Annotated in this window: 14 protein-coding genes; 5 read left to right on the top strand and 9 right to left on the bottom strand. The window is 61.4% G+C overall.

Translation table 11 applies throughout. The features are described 5' to 3' along the window. Positions 1-39 precede the first annotated feature (39 nt). Positions 40-921: an MBL fold metallo-hydrolase gene (locus tag FHS89_RS08065; RefSeq protein ID WP_184010437.1), complete on the top strand. Its 882-nt coding sequence runs from the start codon at positions 40-42 to the stop codon at positions 919-921. A gap of 92 nt (positions 922-1,013) precedes the next feature. Next, positions 1,014-2,729 carry a SulP family inorganic anion transporter gene (locus FHS89_RS08060; RefSeq protein WP_184010434.1) on the top strand — a complete coding sequence of 572 codons (1,716 nt, stop codon included), beginning with the start codon at positions 1,014-1,016 and terminating at the stop codon, positions 2,727-2,729. A 198-nt stretch (positions 2,730-2,927) separates the two neighbouring features. Here the strand turns inward: FHS89_RS08060 and FHS89_RS08055 are convergent, their stop codons facing one another. Next, positions 2,928-4,631 carry a bifunctional sulfate adenylyltransferase/adenylylsulfate kinase gene (locus FHS89_RS08055; protein ID WP_184010432.1) on the bottom strand — a complete coding sequence of 568 codons (1,704 nt, stop codon included), beginning with the start codon at positions 4,629-4,631 and terminating at the stop codon, positions 2,928-2,930. Positions 4,632-4,741: 110 nt separating this feature from the next. Here FHS89_RS08055 and FHS89_RS08050 point away from each other — a divergent pair, with 110 nt between their 5' ends. After that, on the top strand, positions 4,742-5,545 hold the full coding sequence (locus FHS89_RS08050) for a hypothetical protein (protein WP_184010429.1): 804 nt from the start codon (positions 4,742-4,744) through the stop codon (positions 5,543-5,545). A 99-nt stretch (positions 5,546-5,644) separates the two neighbouring features. On the opposite strand, the gene FHS89_RS08045 is transcribed toward FHS89_RS08050, so the two are convergent. Both FHS89_RS08045 and trxB read right to left on the bottom strand, forming a co-directional pair. Continuing rightward, complete coding sequence (locus tag FHS89_RS08045; protein ID WP_221229320.1) at positions 5,645-6,388, bottom strand: glycosyl transferase; 744 nt, start codon at positions 6,386-6,388, stop codon at positions 5,645-5,647. After that, positions 6,385-7,350 (bottom strand): thioredoxin-disulfide reductase, encoded by a 966-nt coding sequence (gene trxB, locus FHS89_RS08040; RefSeq protein WP_184010426.1) that lies wholly within the window; start codon positions 7,348-7,350, stop codon positions 6,385-6,387. Before trxB ends, FHS89_RS08045 begins: the two co-directional genes overlap by 4 nt. Positions 7,351-7,405: 55 nt before the next feature. On the opposite strand from trxB, the gene FHS89_RS08035 reads away from it, so the two are divergent. After that, a complete protein-coding gene (locus FHS89_RS08035) occupies positions 7,406-8,350 on the top strand; it encodes a mitochondrial fission ELM1 family protein (protein WP_184010423.1) in 945 nt (314 codons plus the stop codon). A 273-nt stretch (positions 8,351-8,623) separates the two neighbouring features. Here the strand turns inward: FHS89_RS08035 and FHS89_RS08030 are convergent, their stop codons facing one another. Continuing rightward, positions 8,624-9,289: a 2OG-Fe(II) oxygenase gene (locus tag FHS89_RS08030; protein WP_221229317.1), complete on the bottom strand. Its 666-nt coding sequence runs from the start codon at positions 9,287-9,289 to the stop codon at positions 8,624-8,626. 183 nt (positions 9,290-9,472) lie between these two features. Here FHS89_RS08030 and FHS89_RS08025 point away from each other — a divergent pair, with 183 nt between their 5' ends. Continuing rightward, positions 9,473-9,973 (top strand): Lrp/AsnC family transcriptional regulator, encoded by a 501-nt coding sequence (locus tag FHS89_RS08025; RefSeq protein WP_184010421.1) that lies wholly within the window; start codon positions 9,473-9,475, stop codon positions 9,971-9,973. A 3-nt stretch (positions 9,974-9,976) separates the two neighbouring features. Here FHS89_RS08025 and FHS89_RS08020 read toward each other — a convergent pair whose 3' ends face one another. From FHS89_RS08020 to lgt, 5 genes are read right to left on the bottom strand one after another with little or no spacing between them, the layout of a single operon-like run. Beyond that, positions 9,977-10,429, bottom strand: a complete 453-nt coding sequence (locus FHS89_RS08020; protein WP_184010418.1) for a hypothetical protein — start codon at positions 10,427-10,429, stop codon at positions 9,977-9,979. Continuing rightward, on the bottom strand, positions 10,429-11,562 hold the full coding sequence (locus FHS89_RS08015) for a M24 family metallopeptidase (protein WP_184010415.1): 1,134 nt from the start codon (positions 11,560-11,562) through the stop codon (positions 10,429-10,431). The genes FHS89_RS08020 and FHS89_RS08015 overlap by 1 nt, the downstream gene beginning before the upstream one ends. A 2-nt stretch (positions 11,563-11,564) precedes the next feature. Next, the gene (pgeF, locus tag FHS89_RS08010) at positions 11,565-12,314 is read right to left on the bottom strand and encodes a peptidoglycan editing factor PgeF (RefSeq protein ID WP_184010412.1); all 750 of its coding nucleotides are present in this window, start codon (positions 12,312-12,314) and stop codon (positions 11,565-11,567) included. Position 12,315: 1 nt separating this feature from the next. Continuing rightward, positions 12,316-13,362 carry a class I SAM-dependent methyltransferase gene (locus FHS89_RS08005; protein ID WP_184010410.1) on the bottom strand — a complete coding sequence of 349 codons (1,047 nt, stop codon included), beginning with the start codon at positions 13,360-13,362 and terminating at the stop codon, positions 12,316-12,318. Further along, the gene (lgt, locus tag FHS89_RS08000) at positions 13,349-14,233 is read right to left on the bottom strand and encodes a prolipoprotein diacylglyceryl transferase (RefSeq protein WP_184010407.1); all 885 of its coding nucleotides are present in this window, start codon (positions 14,231-14,233) and stop codon (positions 13,349-13,351) included. Before lgt ends, FHS89_RS08005 begins: the two co-directional genes overlap by 14 nt. Positions 14,234-14,280 lie beyond the last annotated feature (47 nt).

Raw genomic sequence — 14,280 nt, 5'->3', positions numbered from 1 at the left:
AAGCAATCCCATTGGCCACCGCGAAAGGAGCGGAGAAAGATGACTTATCCTGTCAACATGACCATCACCCCCAAGGTGCAGGCCTTCTTTGATGATGCCACCAACACGATCAGCTATATCGTGCAAGATCCGACCAGCAATTCGGCTGCCATCATCGACAGCGTGATGGACATTGATTACGCGGCGGGCCGTATCACCTTCGGCCATGCCGACGCGCTGATCCGACAGATTGAGAGCCAAGGTCTGACGCTTGAATGGATCATAGAGACCCATGTCCATGCGGATCACCTGAGCGCCGCACCGTATATCCAAGACAGACTGGGCGGCAAAATCGGCGTCGGGGCCAAAATCACCGTGGTGCAGGAAACCTTCGGCAAGGTCTTTAACGAAGGGACAGAGTTCCAACGGGACGGAAGCCAATTCGACGCGCTGTTCGAGGACGGCGACACCTACATGATCGGCAACATGCAGGCGTTTGCAATCTATACGCCCGGCCACACGCCCGCCTGTATGGTCCATGTGATGGGCAATGCCGCCTTTGTGGGGGACACGCTGTTCATGCCCGATGGCGGCTCCGCGCGCGCCGATTTCCCGGGCGGGTCGGCTGAAGTGCTTTATGACAGTATCCAGAAGGTGCTGAGCCTGCCTGATGAGATGCGATTGTTCATGTGCCACGATTACGGCCCCAATGGGCGGGACATTCAGTGGGAAACAACCGTCAAAGACGAGAAACTGCACAACATCCATGTCGGCGGCAACAAGACGAAAGAGGAATTCGTCAGGTACCGGACCGAGCGGGACGCGCAGCTTGCCATGCCGAAGCTCATCATACCATCGCTTCAAGTGAATATGCGGGCGGGGGAAGTGCCAACGGACAAGGACGGGAACCCGATGCTCAAAGTGCCCGTGAACGCGCTCTGACATCGGAATCCTAAACGTGCAGACCCTCACAAGCGGACCATCCAAAGGCGCGCCCCATGGCGCGCCATCCACCCCTGTCTAAAGCAGTTCCCATGACAAACCCTCGCCGCTTTTTGCCGATCCTTGACTGGGGACGGTCCTATGACCGGTCTTCCTTCTCCAATGACATGATCGCGGCGGTGATCGTGACGATCATGCTGATCCCCCAAAGCCTTGCCTATGCTATGCTCGCGGGCTTGCCACCGGAGGCGGGGATCTATGCCTCGATTGCGCCGATTGTGCTCTACGCGGTTTTTGGCACCTCGCGCGCGCTCGCCGTCGGGCCAGTCGCGGTCGTGTCATTGCTGACGGCCTCAGCCATTGGACACGTCGCGGAGCAAGGTACGGCGGGCTATGCTGTGGCCGCCCTGACGCTGGCATTCCTGTCAGGTGGCATCTTGTTGCTGCTGGGCGTGTTGCGACTTGGGTTTTTGGCTAACTTCCTGAGCCACCCTGTGATCGCGGGCTTTATCACGGCAAGCGGCATCCTGATTGCCCTGAGCCAGTTTAAGCACATCCTTGGCATCAGCGCGTATGGGCATACTTTGCCGGAAATGCTCTGGTCCATGATCGCCCATCTTGATCAGATAAATTGGATCACCATGGCCGTCGGCTTTTCCGCTATCGGGTTTTTGGTCTGGGTCCGGGGCAACCTCAAGCCGCTCCTCAGGCGAATCGGAATTGGCCCAACACTGGCCGATTTTCTGGCCAAAGGCGGGCCGGTGGTGGCCGTGGTTGCATCAACCTTGGCTGTCTGGAGCTTTGATCTGGAGGGCCTTGGGGTTCAGATCGTCGGCGCCGTCCCGCAAAGCCTGCCGCCGCTGACCCTACCCAGCTTTGCGCCTGATCTCGTGGGGGCGTTGCTGGTGCCTGCTCTCCTCATCTCGGTGATCGGGTTTGTCGAAAGTGTTTCCGTGGCCCAGACACTTGCCGCAAAGAAACGCCAGCGCATCGACCCTGATCAGGAGTTGATCGGGCTGGGTGCTGCCAATCTCGGCGCGGCGTTCACGGGGGGATTTCCGGTCACGGGCGGCTTTTCACGATCGGTGGTGAATTTCGACGCTGGTGCTGCGACACCGGCTGCGGGCATTTACACGGCGATGGGGTTGGCGGTTGCTGCTGTCAGTCTTACGCCACTCATCTACTACCTGCCCAACGCCACATTGGCCGCGACGATCATCGTGGCGGTGCTGAGCCTTGTGGACCTGTCGATCCTGAAAAAGACGTGGGGCTATTCACGGGCCGATTTTACCGCCGTCGCCGCGACGATCCTCCTCACGCTCGGGCTGGGTGTGGAGATTGGCGTGGGCGCAGGTGTTGCGATTTCCGTGCTGCTCCATCTTTATAAAACATCGCGCCCCCATGTTGCGGAAGTGGGCCTTGTTCCCGGCACGCAGCATTTCCGCAACATCCACCGTCATGAGGTGGAAATCGACCCGAGCCTTGTGACCCTCCGGGTCGATGAAAGCCTCTATTTTGTGAATGCGCGCTTTCTGGAGGATTTGATCCAAAGCCGCGTTGCCACGGGCTCAGCGGTAAAAAACGTCGTTCTGCTTTTCTCAGCCGTCAATGAGGTCGACTATTCGGCGCTCGAAAGTTTGGAAGCCATCAACGCCCGCCTCGGCGATATGGGAGTGGGTCTGCATTTGTCCGAGGTGAAAGGCCCCGTCATGGACAGGCTGAACCGATCGCATGTGATTGAGCAACTGAATGGGGAGGTTTTTCTTTCCCAATTCGACGCATGGCACGCGTTGAAGGGCCAATCGTGATCTGATCCCCGCGCGTAACGGTGCCGATTGCCTGATGGGAAAGCTATGGTGTTTGGGGCGTCATGCACCCTGTGTCCCGCCCGCCGATGGACACCCCACCATCAAGACCAAACACTTCGGGCGGCAGATAAATGCCGCCCGTGTTGTCCCAAGGCACTACTCAAGCGCGTCTTGGCCAAACCAGTTCTGTCGCTTCGCTTACGCCGCGATCAGGCCAAGGCTTTCGAGCTTCAGGATCACCTGTTGCGCGCAGTAATCCACCTCAAGCCCGGCGGTATCAAGGCGCAGTTCGGGATTTTCGGGCGCCTCGTAAGGGTCAGAGATACCGGTGAATTCCTTGATCTTGCCTTCGCGCGCGAGCTTATAGAGCCCTTTGCGATCCCGCTTTTCGCATTCCTCAAGGGAGGTCGCGACATGGATTTCGACGAACGCGCCAAACGCTTCGATCTCCTCACGCACGGCGCGGCGGGTGGCGGTGTAGGGCGCAATGGGTGCGCAGATCGCAATCCCGCCATTCTTTGTGATCTCGGACGCGACATAACCGATCCGGCGGATGTTCAGATCGCGGTGCTCCTTGGAGAAGCCCAGTTCGGAAGACAGGTTTTTGCGCACGATGTCACCGTCGAGCAGCGTCACCGGGCGGCCGCCCATCTCCATCAGCTTGACCATGACCGCATTCGCAATCGTGGATTTACCGGAGCCGGAGAGGCCCGTGAAAAACAGCGTGAAGCCCTGCTTTGAGCGTGCGGGCTTGGTGCGGCGCAATTCCGCGACCACTTCGGGGAAGGAGAACCATTCAGGGATTTCCAGCCCTTCTTGCAGGCGGCGGCGCAGTTCCGTGCCGGAGATGTTGAGCACCGTGTGCCCCTCCTGCACCTCGTCGATGGGCTGATATTCCGCCCGCTCCGACACCCAGACCATGTGTTTGAAATCGACCATTTCGATGCCGATCTCGTCCTGATGCGCCTTGAACATGTCCTGCGCGTCATAGGGGCCGTAGAAATCCTCGCCCTGACTGTTTTTGCCCGGTCCGGCGTGATCGCGGCCCACGATGAAATGGGTGCAGCCGTGGTTCTTGCGGATGATCCCGTGCCACACGGCCTCCCGCGGGCCTGCCATGCGCATGGCAAGGTTCAACAGGCTGAGGGAGGTGGTCGAGGCCGGATATTTGTCCAGCACCGCCTCATAGCAGCGCACGCGGGTGAAATGGTCGATATCGCCAGGCTTGGTCATGCCGACGACGGGATGGATCAACAGGTTTGCCTGTGCCTCCCGCGCGGCGCGGAAGGTCAGTTCCTGATGCGCGCGGTGCAACGGATTGCGGGTCTGGAAGGCCACAACCCGATGCCAGCCCATCTTGCGGAAAAAGGCGCGCAGCTCGTTCGGCGTGTCGCGCCGGGCGCGGTAGTCGTAATGCACGGGCGGCTGAATGCCGGTGATCGGCCCGCCAAGATACACCTTGCCCGCAACGTTATGCAGATAGTTCACCGCCGGATGCGCCAGATCGTCAGCGCCAAACACCTTCTCCGCCTCGCGCGCCTTGTTCGGCACCCATTTGTCGGAGACCGAGAGGATCGCGAGGATCACCCCTTCCGGGTCACGCAGGGCGATATCCTGACCGGGCGCAACACCTTCGGCGAATTTCTCCGTCACATCGAGCGTGATCGGCATCGGCCACAGCGACCCATCCGTCAGGCGCATCGTTTCGACCACGCTGTCGTAATCCGCCTCACTCAAAAAGCCGCGCAACGGGTTGAACCCGCCATTCATCAACAGCTCCAGATCGCAGACCTGCCGTGCGGTCAAATCCCATGACGGCAGATCAGCCGCTTCCAGCTTGAGCTTGGATGCGCTATCGGGGGAGACGTAGAGTTCTGGGAGAGGGGCGTGGGCGAGGTTCATGACAGCGGGCCTGGGTTTTTCTACAGAGTGGAATTGGTGATGCGGGCCTCATGGCCGATCTCTTGTGAAAAAGCAATGTTGCAGTGCAGCTTAAATGAAGGTTTCTGTCCATGAGCAGCCTTGGCATCGGTGTTCTGACATGGCGCTCCCCGGCCAATCTGGATCGGACCTTGCAGAGCCATGAAGCGGGCGGGCTGTGGCCGCTGGTGGATCAGCGCCTCGTCTTCGTACAGGAGGGCGATGCCGACAGCGTCGCGGTTGCGCGCAATGCGGGCTATGAGGTGGCGACCAGCCGCGAAAATCTGGGCATTTTCGGCGGGTTTCAGGCGCTGGGGCGCGCGATGCGCACAGACTTGATCCTGCCCAATGAAAACGACTTCCAGATCATTACATCGCCTGAGACCACGGCAAGCGAACTTGCCCACGCGCGATCCCTGATCGACACCGGACAGGCCGATATCGTGATGCTGCGCAGCCGGAAAGAGCCGGGTGAGCCGTTTTTTCAGGCAAAATACCATGCCTTTTTCCCGGAAGGTGCCGACACCATGACGGCCCGGCTTCGCCGTATCCTGCGCCCGTTCAAGGCGCGCCGCATGGCCGCCCGCGGCATCCGCTTGTTCGAGGATGCGGCCCAACGCGCGCCCTTCGCCCTTCAAGAAATCGCACCGGGCTGGAATATGACGACATCCCGGTGGCAAACATGGAGCAACAATCCCTGCCTTTTGCGCCGCGATTTCTTCAACGACGTGATCATCGCAAAAGCCGATCAGACCCCGACCCGTCGCCGGATCAACGGGCACAAAAACCTTGAGATGGAACTCAACAGCCGCTGGTGGCGCGCGCAGGCATTCAGGATCGCGCAGGGCCCCGGCATCTTTTCCCATGATCGGGTCGGATATCGCGGCTACGACTGATTTCTTTTTTCGTCAAATACCTCCCGCCGGAGGCTCCAACGGCTGCTGTGGAAGCCTCCGGCGGGAGGTATTTTGGGAAAAAAGAGGCACTTGGCCGCGCTATTCTTTCCAGTGTTCCGCGATCCACGGGGTCGGGCGGACATGTTTGTAGAGTTTCTTCCACGCGGATTTCACCGGAAAATGACCGATCACCGCGTCCTCTGGGTCCGGCTTTCCGGTAAAGACAACAATTTTCGCGTCTTTCGGCAGTTTTGGCGCCTGAAAGAAATTGAGCGGCCAAGGCGGCATCAGCGTGTGTTTGAAGCTGACGCACCATTCAGCGGGCCAGAAATTCACCACGTCCAACTGGCGCGTGATCATGTCCTGCTCGTTGCGGTATTTCTTTTTGTTGGGCCAGAAATCATCCTGAATCTGATGATAGAGTTCCGGCGCTTGCCCCACATGGAACCGGAAACAGGAGGTATTGCCGATCTTTTGCGCTTTCTGTGTCCAGTTCAGGATCACGCAAAAGGTGCCCGGTTTGTAATCCCAGAAATCATCCAGATTGCCGGTGATCAACAGGTCCAAATCAAGGAACAGGCAATCGCCCTCGACCCCTTCAAGGTTCTCCTGCCACAGCGACATTTTTCGCCATGGTTTCCAGCGCCATTCTTCTGGCAACTCAATCTCGGGCAGCGGATAGGGCTCAATCCCCTCAACCAGCCCCGTCGCGTCATCGGTATAGCACACCACCCGCGTCGGTCGCGTCGTGTTGCGCATCACCGCGGCATAGAGCCGGTTGACGTATTCAGGGCCATATCGCGTGCCCCATTTCATGCAGATGACGGTTTGGGGCCGGGTCACGCTGCATCCTCGGACGCGGCGGCCTCTTGCTCTGCGATGAAGCGTTCAGCCTCAAGGGCAGCCATGCAGCCCATGCCCGCACTCGTCACCGCCTGACGATATTTGTCATCCGTCAGGTCGCCCGCTGCAAACACACCGGGAATAGAGGTTGCGGTGCTGTCGGGCGCGGTTTTAACGTAAGACCCCGAATGCATTTCCAGCTTGCCTTGCACCAATTCGGAGGCAGGCGCATGGCCGATGGCGATAAACACGCCATCGCAGGCAATCTCGCTATATTCGCCCGATTTGGTGTTTTTCAGCCGCACACCCGTCACGCCTTTGGGCTGATCGGTGCCGAGGATTTCGTCGATTTGCTCAAACCAGCGGGTTTCGATCTTGGGGTTCTTGAACAGGCGGTCCTGTAGGATTTTCTCTGCCCGCAATTCATCACGGCGGTGCACCAGCGTGACCTTGGACGCGAAGTTGGTGAGGAACAGCGCTTCTTCCACCGCGGTGTTGCCACCACCGACCACCACGACCTCCTTGCCGCGATAAAAGAACCCATCGCAGGTCGCGCAGGCGGACACGCCAAAGCCCTTGAACGCTTCTTCGCTGTCCATGCCGAGCCATTTTGCCTGCGCGCCCGTGGCAAGGATCAGCGCGTCACAGGTATAGGTCGTGCCGCTGTCACCCACGGCCTTGAACGGTCGGCTGTCCAGATCAAGCGCCATGATATGATCGGAGATGATTTCGGTCCCCATGGCGCGGGCGTGCTCCTCCATCCGTACCATCAGGTCGGGGCCCTGCACCTCGGTATCGCCGGGCCAGTTTTCGACCTCCGTCGTTATGGTGAGCTGTCCCCCCGGCTGGATGCCCTGAATGAGCACCGGGTTCAGCATCGCACGCGCGCCATAGACAGCCGCGGTATAGCCCGCAGGGCCGGAACCGATTATGAGGAGTTTGACGTGGCGCGTATCGGACATGGGACTTCCCTCGTGATCTGTATTTGGCCGCTATATAAGGCCCATGGGAGGCAGGATGCTAGGGGATGCGCACATTTGGGTGATCACCGATGGAAAGATCGGCGATCTGGTGCAATGCCGCGGCGTGGCGCGGCGCTTGTCGCACCATGTGGAGGAGCGCGTGGTGGCACCGAGCGCCCCTTGGGATTGGTTCAGCCCGCGCGGCCCGGTGCCGCCACGGGACCACCCCAGCCGGGCGGGCAGCCCCATTGCCCCGCCTTTTCCGGCACTTGTGATCGCGTCGGGCCGCCGGACGGTCCCGTATCTGCGGGCGATCAAACGGGCGCATCCGGCAACCTTCACCGTGTTCTTGAAAAATCCACGGATCATGGACCGGGCGATTGATCTGATCTGGGCGCCTGTGCATGACGATATCGCAGGGGCGAATGTGTTTTGCACCGATACCGGCCCGCATCCCTTTACTCAAGATGTGCTGAACAAAGCGTCCGACAGCGGCAAGGCGCGCTTCGCCGCGCTGCAGGCGCCTCGGATCGGCGTGATCCTCGGCGGCGATTCGGGATCGGTGACGTATGATGGCGCCCATGCTCAGAAATGTGCCGCCGCAATCGCGGCTGGCGTGGGCGGGCAGCAGGCTATGGTCGTCCCGTCGCGCCGCACGCCCGATGCCTTGGCCAAGGCGATCCGCGCGGCACTGCCCAATGCATGGTATTGGAATGGCAGTGGGGCGAACCCGTATCTTGAGGTGCTGACCACCGCCGATCAGCTTATCGTCACGGGCGATAGCCATAACATGGTGTCTGAGGCATGCCTGTCCGGCGCGCCGCTCCATGTGTTTCGCCCGGACCGGTTGCAGGCGAAACTCACCCGGTTTCTCGACCGGATGGAGGCGCGCGGGGCGCTGCGCACCCTCGATGGCCCGGCAACCCCGTTTCAGACAGAGCGTGTCGATGCCTCTGGCGAAATCGCTACCGAAATCGCGCGCCGTTTCAAAGGAGCCTAGTCCCGCGATTCGGCCGTGGGTCAAGGTCCGAGGAACGAGCGGCCTTGACGCGCGGGCGAAGCGTGACACCCACAATTGAGACGGTGATTTGAGGAACAGACCTGTTCCTCAAACACCTCAGCGCAATCTTAAACCGGCGCGCAGCGCCGGCCTTTCCCGGCGCTTCATTTCATTCCGCGCGTTCGGGCGCAAACGCTGCCCCGCAGCGTTTGTCTTTCGCCCTCACCCCAAAGGGAGGCGCAGCCGACGTGCGGGAGCGCGCCCCTTGACCAGTTATGCGGCCGTTTTGACGAATTGCCCCGGGAAGGCGAGCTGTTCGACGGCGCGCCAGTCTTTCGTGACATAGTTCACGATCAGGGATTTGCGGATGCCCTTGATCTCTCGCGGCTCAAACCCGTGCCATGTCTTGTCCGAGGGGACAAAGATCATCGCCGCATTCGGCGCGAATGGCGACCGGCCCACATGGGTATCCGCATCGGCATAAATATCGGTGCCAAGATTTTCATGCCCCTCCCCATCCGACAGATACAGAAGGAAGGTAAATTTCTTCACGCCAATATCCGTGTGCGGCTGAAGCCAGAACCCTTGCGTATCCTGCGCGTATTCAATGCGCAGATAGGTGTCGGTCAGATCGGTGTCATAGATCTCTTCGACCGCTGCGATCATCTCGGGCGATTGCAGCGCCTCGGCCACCTCTGCGGCGACGGGGAATTGTGCGGTGCTCTCCGCGTCAAAATAGCGGCGGGTCTTGTTGTTGGCCTCTCGTGTGCCGCCCTCGACCTCCAGATCGGGTGCCGGGAAGGGCAGATCGCGGACCTCCTCCATCACGTCCTGCGGCAACACATCGGTCAGGTTCCAATGGCGATAGGGCTCCTCGCCCTGTTTGCCTGCCTTGAAAGAGGCAATCACGCTGCGCTTGATCTCATCCACTCGGCTCATATCGCTTTCTCCGCTCTTTCCTTTGATTTTAAACCTTATGTCGCGTGACAAACCGGGCGGGTCAAGATAGATCGCCGTTTTCCCGCCGACGGGAAAAAATATGTCGCTATCTTGAAATATTCTTGCGGGAAATCTATGGATGCGGCTAACTAATGAAAATCGACAGAGGTTAATCTGATCCCCATGCCCGGCATTAAACTTGATCCTATCGACCGCAAGATCCTCGCCGAATTGCAGGCCGATGGGCGAATGACCAATGTGGAACTCTCCCGCCGGGTGGGTATTTCCGCACCGCCCTGCCTGCGCCGGGTGCGCGCGCTGGAGGAAACGGGCTTTATCCATTCCTATCATGCGCGGGTAAATGCCCGCGAATTGGGCTTTGAGGTCACGGTGTTTGCGATGGTGTCGCTGCGCAGTCAGGCCGAAGCCGATCTCAGCGCCTTTGAGGATCGCGTCCGCGCGTGGCCGCTTGTGCGCGAATGCCACATGCTCAACGGAGAGATTGATTTCATCCTCAAATGCGTGGCCCCCGACCTGTCGAGTTTCCAAAGCTTCCTGACGGGCGAATTGACCGCCGCGCCCAATGTCGCGAGCGTCAAGACGAGCCTCGTGATCCGCAACGGCAAGGAAGAGCCGGGCGTGCCTTTCGACGTGCTAGAATCGCGGATCAGCGACGACGACTGATCCTTAGCGCGCGAGTGCGGCCTGCACCTGCGGATGCGCCATGAAATCAAACGCGGACAGCCACGCCAGCCCGCGGATTTCCGCGCGCGTCACACGGCCGTCGCGCACCTCCGGCACAACCGACACGGTGAAGGAAAACGGCAATCCGCCGCGCGGGCGGTCCACGGTCCAGACCATGCTCAGCACCGTCGCCCCATCCGCCCGCTCCGCCCGGTCAAGCGTGCCGACCATCACAAACGCTTCGCGGGCTGAGACGAAAGCCTCGGCGGTCAGGTCCGGCCCCAGCAACCGCACGACCTGATCTTCGATCACCTGTGATAGGGCCGGGGCGAACCCATCATCGACATCAACAATCGCCACGACCCGGTCCCCCAGCCCGACGACGCGGGTCGATGCTGCGGGCGGTGGCGTGCAAGCGGCCAGCAGCACAAGGGCAAGAACAATGATTGCGCGCATCACACCGTCAGGCCGAGCGGCAAACGGGACAAGGGCTCAATCCCGCCCTCCGTCACGATGGAGGAGCGTCCGGGGCACATCGCGGCACCCGTTTCACTGTCCATCAGGATCATATGCAGGAAATAGACTTGCCCTGCCCCGATCACCTGATCGGAGCCCGCGTGAAACATCTGCGGCTCCATCCAGCTTGGCGCGTAGCGCGCGCCGAGCGCATAGCCGCACGCGGCCAACCGGTGCGCGCCCAGCCCCGCCTCATCAAAAATCCGCGCGTGTTCCGCGTAAACATCCCGCATCAGCGCGCCGGGTTTGAGTGCGGCTTCACAGGCGGTCAAGGCATCCGTGGCCACGGTGAACAGCCGCTCATGCACCGCTGTCGGCTCCCCCACGCACAGGGTGCGCATCGCCGCCGCGTGGTAATGGCGATAGACGCCTGCCCATTCGAGCGTGATTTGATCGCGCGCCGCCAAGGTCCGCCGCCCCGTGGCATAGCGGCACAAAAGCGCGTGATCGCCGGAGCCGATGATGAACGGATTGCCCGGATAATCCCCGCCGCCCGCAAAAACGGCGCCTTGCATCGCAGTGAGGATATCGCCCTCCTCCGCGCCCGGTTGGATCAGCGCGGCCCCGGCGGTGAATGCCGCGTCACACAGCCGCCCCGCCTCACGGACATAGGCCAATTCGGCCTCCGATTTCGTCAGGCGAAACGCAGGGATCATCTCTGAGCAATCATGGAGCCGATCCGCGCCCAGCGCGCCCGCGATCCGCAGCCAGTTCTTTGCCGTCAGCCCGTGGGTGTCCACCTCCACCCCAAACCGCCCGGACAAGAGCCCCAGATCGGCCAGCATGTCCAGAAGGGCCTCCGCCGGATCGGTCCCATCCTGCCAGACGCGAATGTCGCTGATATTGGACGTCAACTGCGCCTGCCGCAAATCCGCCGAGCGGGTCAACAGATGCGCGCGCCCTTCGGCAAACACCAGACACTGGAAAAAGCAGTAGCCGAACGTGTCATATCCCGTCAGCCAATACTGGCTTTCGGGTGCAAAGATCAGCAGGGCATCCAGCCCGCGCTCTTCCATGGCGTCGGTCACCTTGGCCCGGCGGGTGGCGAATTCAGCGTCGTCGAAATGCAGCATGGTCAGACCTTGATGACAGAGATCAACCGCCCGTAATCGGCCTCTCCCTTATGGGTGGTGCGGCGATAGGAATAAAAGCGGTCGGGGTCGGTATAGGTGTCCCGCCCGATCCATTCGGCCTCTGCCCCTGCGTCGCGCAATCGGTGCAGGACCAGCCCCGGCAGATCAAATTGCACATGATCAGCGTCGCGCCCCCCGGCGAAGAAGCGGTCATAGTCCGGGTCTTCGTCCAGAAACCGGTCAAGGAAATCGAGCGTGACCTCATAGGAGCCTTGCGCGATGCACGGGCCAACAGCGGCCCGGATGTCGCGTGCGCCAAGGGCGCGCATCGCCTCCACCGTGGCGCTGAGCACTCCGGTCAACGCGCCTTTCCAGCCCGAATGCGCCGCCCCCACAACGCCCGCCTCCCTGTCGGCAAACAGCACCGGCGCGCAATCCGCGGTCAGGATGCCAAGGCCAAGGCCCGGCGTGTTCGTGACCATCGCATCCGCTGCCGGGCGGGTCGCGGGCGGCTCCGTCAGGGTGACGACATCGGGCGAATGCACCTGATTGAGGGAGACAAGCTGATCGGGGCGCAGCCCCATCGCCTCTGCCACGCGGGTGCGGTTGATCCGCACGCAATCTTCCAGATCGCTGGAGCCGGGACCACAATTCAGCCCCTCGAAAATACCTGAGGACGCGCCGCCCTTGCGGGTGAAGAAGCCATGCGACACCCCGCGCAAACTATCGGACTGGAGGATTTCAAGCGTCATATCAGTCAAACCCCGGCAGGCCGGGCCGTGCAGGATCGCACAGCGCCAGAACCTTAAAGAGCGTCCCCATTTCCGCGCCATGCGTCAAGCGGCGGTGCTGGGTTGCGATGCGTTCCGCAGCGTCGGGCGCGCGCGCCAGCGCCTGTGCGCGCGCCGTGATCCCCAGCCGTTCAAGGAACGCGCCCTGCGTCGTGAACCCGCCCCGCATCGGCGCGGCCCACGCGGCAAGGTGGGAGAAATTGACATGGGAGGTCAGGTCCGCCGCCCCGATCCGGGTAAGCGGCGGGATCATCTCGTGCTGGTGCAGCGCCTGTATCGTGTCGCCAGTGCCGTCCCAATCGCCATAGTCGATGATGACCGCCACACCACCCGCGCGGAGCCGTGCCGCGAGCGTCTCCATCATCCCTTGCGCGGGTCGGTATTCGACCAGCGTGTCGGGCGGGGTGGCTGGAAACAGCGCATCAAGCCATGGCAGCGGCTGCGCGGGGGAAAGGCCGAAGGCCAGCGCGTCCCCCTCTAGCCCCACCATCCGCTCTCGCCACGCCGCCCCATCGCGCACGAATTGGCGGATGGGCAGCGCGTCGAAAAACTCGTTGGCAAGCAGGAACAGCGGCCCCTCGGGCAGGGTCGTGACCGTATCATGCCATATCGGCGCGTGACCCGTCAGCGCCTCTGCCTGTTTGGCGCGCAGGGCGGGGGAGGTTTCAACGAGCGCGACCCTTGCGGCGGCATGAAAGCCCGGCACGCCGCGCGTCGCGCGCAGCACATCCGCCATCAACGTGCCCCGCCCCGGTCCCAACTCGGCAAGGTTGAAGGGCGCGGGCATCCCCTGATCCATCCAGACCTGCGCCAGAAACAGGCCCAACATCTCTCCGAACATCTGGCTGATCTCGGGCGCGGTGGTGAAATCGCCCGCCGCGCCCAGAGGATCGCGAGTGGTGTAGTAGCCATGCGTCGGATGCTGGAGCGACACCTCCATAAAGCGGCTCACCGGGATCGGGCCGGTCTGCGCGATCTCCGCCTTCAGGATGCGTTCAAGCGGCGTCATGCTTTGGCCGCATCCGCAGGATGATCACCCCAATCACAATGAGCGGCAGCGACAGAACCTGCCCCATGGTCAGCCCCATCTCCCCCAAGGCGATCACATGGCCCAGCGGATTGCCCGCCGTGACGAATTGCGCATCGGGCTGGCGAAACAGCTCGACAAAGCTGCGTGCTATTCCATAGCCGATGAAAAACACGCCAATCAGCGTACCGGGCCGTTTCAGCGCGCCCCGGCGGAAGGCCAGATAGGCCAGAACGGCAAACAGGACCAACCCCTCAAGCCCCGCTTGATAAAGCTGCGACGGATGGCGCGCGCAGACTGCCGCCAGCACCTCCGGCGGGCAAATCTGAGCCTCTGCCGATGGGAACACGACGCCCCATGGCACGTCTGTCACGCGACCCCACAATTCGCCATTGATGAAGTTCGCGATCCGGCCAAGGCACAGGCCAATCGGTGCGACCAGCGCCACCGCATCGCCAAGTTGCCACGCGGGCACGCCATTGCACCGCGCCCAGATCAGCCCCGCCACGATCACCCCGGCAAAGCCGCCATGGAACGACATACCGCCATTCTGGATCATCACGATCTCAACCGGATTGGCGAAATAATAGGCCGGCTGGTAGAACAGCACAAAGCCGAGCCGCCCCCCGATCACCACGCCAAGGATCATCCATGTCAGCAGATCCTCGGGCTGTTGCGGCGTCATCGGGGCGGTGTTGTTGGGCCACAGCGCGGGCCGTTTCATCATCCGCGCCATGATCTGCCAGCCCGCGATCAGGCCCGCGATATAGGCAAGCGCGTACCAGCGGAGCGCCAGCGTGACGCCAAACAGCTCAACGCTGAAGATCACCGGATCAATATCGGGAAAGGGCATGGGCACTCCATGGGTTGTTGCCGTTTGATCCGGGGATATCGGGGGTG

Source organism: Rubricella aquisinus, assembly GCF_014199445.1.
GTDB classification, from domain to species: domain Bacteria; phylum Pseudomonadota; class Alphaproteobacteria; order Rhodobacterales; family Rhodobacteraceae; genus Rubricella; species Rubricella aquisinus.
This window is presented reverse-complemented; position numbering and strand designations above follow the sequence as displayed.

Coding starts and splice junctions, on each gene's coding strand:
- FHS89_RS08050 (WP_184010429.1), top strand. CDS start 4,742: ATGAGCAGCCTTGGCATCGGTGTTCTGACATGGCGCTCCCCGGCCAAT.
- FHS89_RS08025 (WP_184010421.1), top strand. CDS start 9,473: ATGCCCGGCATTAAACTTGATCCTATCGACCGCAAGATCCTCGCCGAA.
- FHS89_RS08055 (WP_184010432.1), bottom strand. CDS start 4,631: ATGAACCTCGCCCACGCCCCTCTCCCAGAACTCTACGTCTCCCCCGAT.
- FHS89_RS08015 (WP_184010415.1), bottom strand. CDS start 11,562: ATGCTGCATTTCGACGACGCTGAATTCGCCACCCGCCGGGCCAAGGTG.
- lgt (WP_184010407.1), bottom strand. CDS start 14,233: ATGCCCTTTCCCGATATTGATCCGGTGATCTTCAGCGTTGAGCTGTTT.
- pgeF (WP_184010412.1), bottom strand. CDS start 12,314: ATGACGCTTGAAATCCTCCAGTCCGATAGTTTGCGCGGGGTGTCGCAT.
- FHS89_RS08005 (WP_184010410.1), bottom strand. CDS start 13,362: ATGACGCCGCTTGAACGCATCCTGAAGGCGGAGATCGCGCAGACCGGC.
- FHS89_RS08035 (WP_184010423.1), top strand. CDS start 7,406: ATGCTAGGGGATGCGCACATTTGGGTGATCACCGATGGAAAGATCGGC.
- FHS89_RS08060 (WP_184010434.1), top strand. CDS start 1,014: ATGACAAACCCTCGCCGCTTTTTGCCGATCCTTGACTGGGGACGGTCC.
- FHS89_RS08020 (WP_184010418.1), bottom strand. CDS start 10,429: ATGCGCGCAATCATTGTTCTTGCCCTTGTGCTGCTGGCCGCTTGCACG.
- FHS89_RS08065 (WP_184010437.1), top strand. CDS start 40: ATGACTTATCCTGTCAACATGACCATCACCCCCAAGGTGCAGGCCTTC.
- trxB (WP_184010426.1), bottom strand. CDS start 7,350: ATGTCCGATACGCGCCACGTCAAACTCCTCATAATCGGTTCCGGCCCT.
- FHS89_RS08030 (WP_221229317.1), bottom strand. CDS start 9,289: ATGAGCCGAGTGGATGAGATCAAGCGCAGCGTGATTGCCTCTTTCAAG.